The sequence below is a fragment of the Streptococcus sp. HMSC070B10 genome (assembly GCF_001808665.1).
In the GTDB taxonomy this organism is placed as follows: domain Bacteria; phylum Bacillota; class Bacilli; order Lactobacillales; family Streptococcaceae; genus Streptococcus.
In genome coordinates, this window is record NZ_KV794128.1 from 1 (window position 1) to 2523 (window position 2523).

Annotated in this window: 3 protein-coding genes and 1 pseudogene; 3 read left to right on the top strand and 1 reads right to left on the bottom strand. The window is 34.7% G+C overall.

What is annotated here, in order from left to right:
* Window positions 1–93 precede the first annotated feature (93 nt).
* Window positions 94–657, bottom strand: a complete 564-nt coding sequence (locus tag HMPREF2613_RS00085) for a hypothetical protein (protein WP_070478071.1) — start codon at window positions 655–657, stop codon at window positions 94–96.
* Between the two features lie 190 nt (window positions 658–847).
* Here HMPREF2613_RS00085 and HMPREF2613_RS00090 point away from each other — a divergent pair, with 190 nt between their 5' ends.
* The 3 genes and pseudogenes from HMPREF2613_RS00090 to HMPREF2613_RS00100 form a co-directional block, all read left to right on the top strand.
* Window positions 848–1147: a hypothetical protein gene (locus HMPREF2613_RS00090; RefSeq protein ID WP_070478073.1), complete on the top strand. Its 300-nt coding sequence runs from the start codon at window positions 848–850 to the stop codon at window positions 1145–1147.
* A gap of 470 nt (window positions 1148–1617) precedes the next feature.
* Complete coding sequence (locus tag HMPREF2613_RS00095; RefSeq protein ID WP_070478075.1) at window positions 1618–1986, top strand: hypothetical protein; 369 nt, start codon at window positions 1618–1620, stop codon at window positions 1984–1986.
* An 86-nt stretch (window positions 1987–2072) separates the two neighbouring features.
* Window positions 2073–2523, top strand: a pseudogene (locus HMPREF2613_RS00100) (hypothetical protein); the annotation flags it as partial.

Below are 2523 nucleotides of genomic sequence, written 5' to 3' on the forward strand. Positions count from 1 at the left end.
TTTTTTCTTCTTGTGTGGTACGTATTATAATTTGTACTTGTTTGTTTTCGCTCATGATATCACCTTTTATATCTAATTGCTATCTCCATTATATCATTTTTCTCTAGTATATGATTGTACTGGATTGTTTAATCTCATTGAAGCAAGTACATAATCAGTATCAGTCATATCTGTTAATTCTGCAAAATGAGTAGTCGCTTTATCTTGATTCCATTTTTGAACGTCGAGCGGTTCAAAAAATTTTTCAAATAGTGCCGTTAGCATGACTTCCATGGCTTCTCTTTTTGTAACTTTTGGCGGTTCGTATTGTTCTGCTTCAAGTTGTTGCTGATAACTTTCATTTGTCTGATTTCTTATTTCTTCTACGTAGTTTTCAAGGCTTTGACGATATTCTTCGAGTTCTTCTATATCTACATTTCCTTGCTTTAATAGATAAGGTTCAACTTCAATAGATAAGTGATTTAGTTGCTGGTCTGAAAATAATCGTGTTTCGTTACGACCAATTACTTTTTTTTCGGCAGTGTCCCAGTAGCCGAGCCTTTGAAGCTCTCTCGTGAACTTAATTCTAAGTTTGTTCCGATTTTTTTCGGTATCTGGAATCTCAAATTTTTCAATTTGAGTGTTCACGAAATCTGTTAAAGTTGTATATCTTGGCATAGTAAATACCTCCAATTTGTTCATCTATTTATTAATTTTGTATATACTAATTGTATCTCAAAAACAACCACTTGTCAATCGTAATGTTATAAAAATAGTAAAAATATTAAAAAAACGATGAACATTTGTTGACATTGAAAATAAAGTGTGGTATCATAAATGTATCAAGATAGAAAGTGAGATTTCACAAATGGATAAAAAAATATTGTTTATGTCGTTCAACAAAAAAACGGGTACAATTAGCGGCGCTGCAGTAGAAGATTTAACTGTGATTGATGGTTCAGAATTTGCAACTGCTTTAAACATAAAACTCCCTCAAGCCGAGTTAGATAGATTTGAAAAAGAAAATGATTTGCAATTCAATAATGAATATCAAATTTACAACTTTGGTGGTGAAAATCCGGCTATTTTATTTACTAATTGCAAATTTGTAAGCCGAGATTCTTATGGAGTATATACTTATACTGCTGATACGTGGAAGTGGATTTGATTTAATATTGTTTTTCGTCGGCACAATCGACAAAGCACGATGATCCAAGCGCAACCGACAAGGAGAAAAGGCGAAGCCGTACCTTGCGGGCGCTATCATTGTGCTAGATTGTGAAGGCCGAACGAAATACAATATTAAAAGCAACTGTTTTTTAGAGGTGGGGTCAAGCGTCCTACGCTTGTCGGGTTTGGGCGGAAGCCCAAAGGGAAAATGGTCTTTACATCTTCCAAAAATTGATGTAAAATAAAAATATCTTCTGGTCTTCGAACAACCAGAAGATACAAAAAAGTCTTACCCGACCGCCAAGTCAAAGAAGTAAGACCTCATATTTTTTTCGAACTAAGAAGATTATATCAGATTGGTGTAAAAAACGCAATAGATATAATTAACTTAGAAAAATTGAGTGTCTTTTCTAATCTTGACTTTGCGGTTCAGTAAGCAAAATCAAAATTAGAAAGGACATTTTTTATATGTCACAACTCGAAAAACTGAAAGCTCTACAAGAAAGTAAGAGCAAAACCGCAAATTTAAGCCTATTTAACAACTTAGTTGTTATCGATGTAGGTATTAAGCCAACCCAGCATTTTCCAAAGCTCAAAGATGAGTTTGGAAACAAAGTTAAGGACGAAAATGGAAAGGATAAACGTTCCGAAACTTCGGACGGTTATACTTATACCTTTACCGAATTTGGCACGGGTAAGATGGTTAAAGTCGTTCTTCCTCAAGAGCAAAAAATTGAGCTTTTGGGCTCTTATGTCGTCGTTGGTTTTGGTTACGATATCAAGCAAGCCAATATGATTTTTATCGAGCAAAAAGCGAAAATTGCTGAATATCGCTAATCTCGGGACCGCTGGAGCATCGCTCCAGCGGGTAGACCCCGAACACTAATCAGGGGGTCTACAAATACAAGAATTGAGGCACAAATATGGATAAAAACCCTTATAAATCAATGGTTTACAAGGTCGATTGGTTTTCTTTTACAGTATCCGATACTTTCGACGGTGGAGAGAACGGAAAAGACTTTGTTTTACTTGAAAATCTTGGTTATGATATCAATGATTTTGAAACAGTTTCAGGACGATACTTTTATAATAGCGGAATTTCTCTCGGCAGATATGTAAATATCTACTATAACGATTATGACAAGGATTTGATGAAAAATACGTCAAACAGTCGCAATTATGTATTCACGGGTCAAGGCTGTACAGATTTGGCTCAAAAAATCGAAAATGATTGGATTTCTCTTTTCAAAGTGCTGAAACAATTAGATGTCAAAATCACGCGTTTAGATATCGCTTTAGATGATTATAATGCAGTCGTTAGTTTTGACAAAATGGAACGAAAATTGAAACTCGGCCATTATCGCTCATCAAAAA

Excerpts from the sequence above, each read along its gene's own strand:
- HMPREF2613_RS00090 (WP_070478073.1), top strand. The coding sequence starts at position 848 with ATGGATAAAAAAATATTGTTTATGTCGTTCAACAAAAAAACGGGTACA.
- HMPREF2613_RS00095 (WP_070478075.1), top strand. The coding sequence starts at position 1,618 with ATGTCACAACTCGAAAAACTGAAAGCTCTACAAGAAAGTAAGAGCAAA.
- HMPREF2613_RS00085 (WP_070478071.1), bottom strand. The coding sequence starts at position 657 with ATGCCAAGATATACAACTTTAACAGATTTCGTGAACACTCAAATTGAA.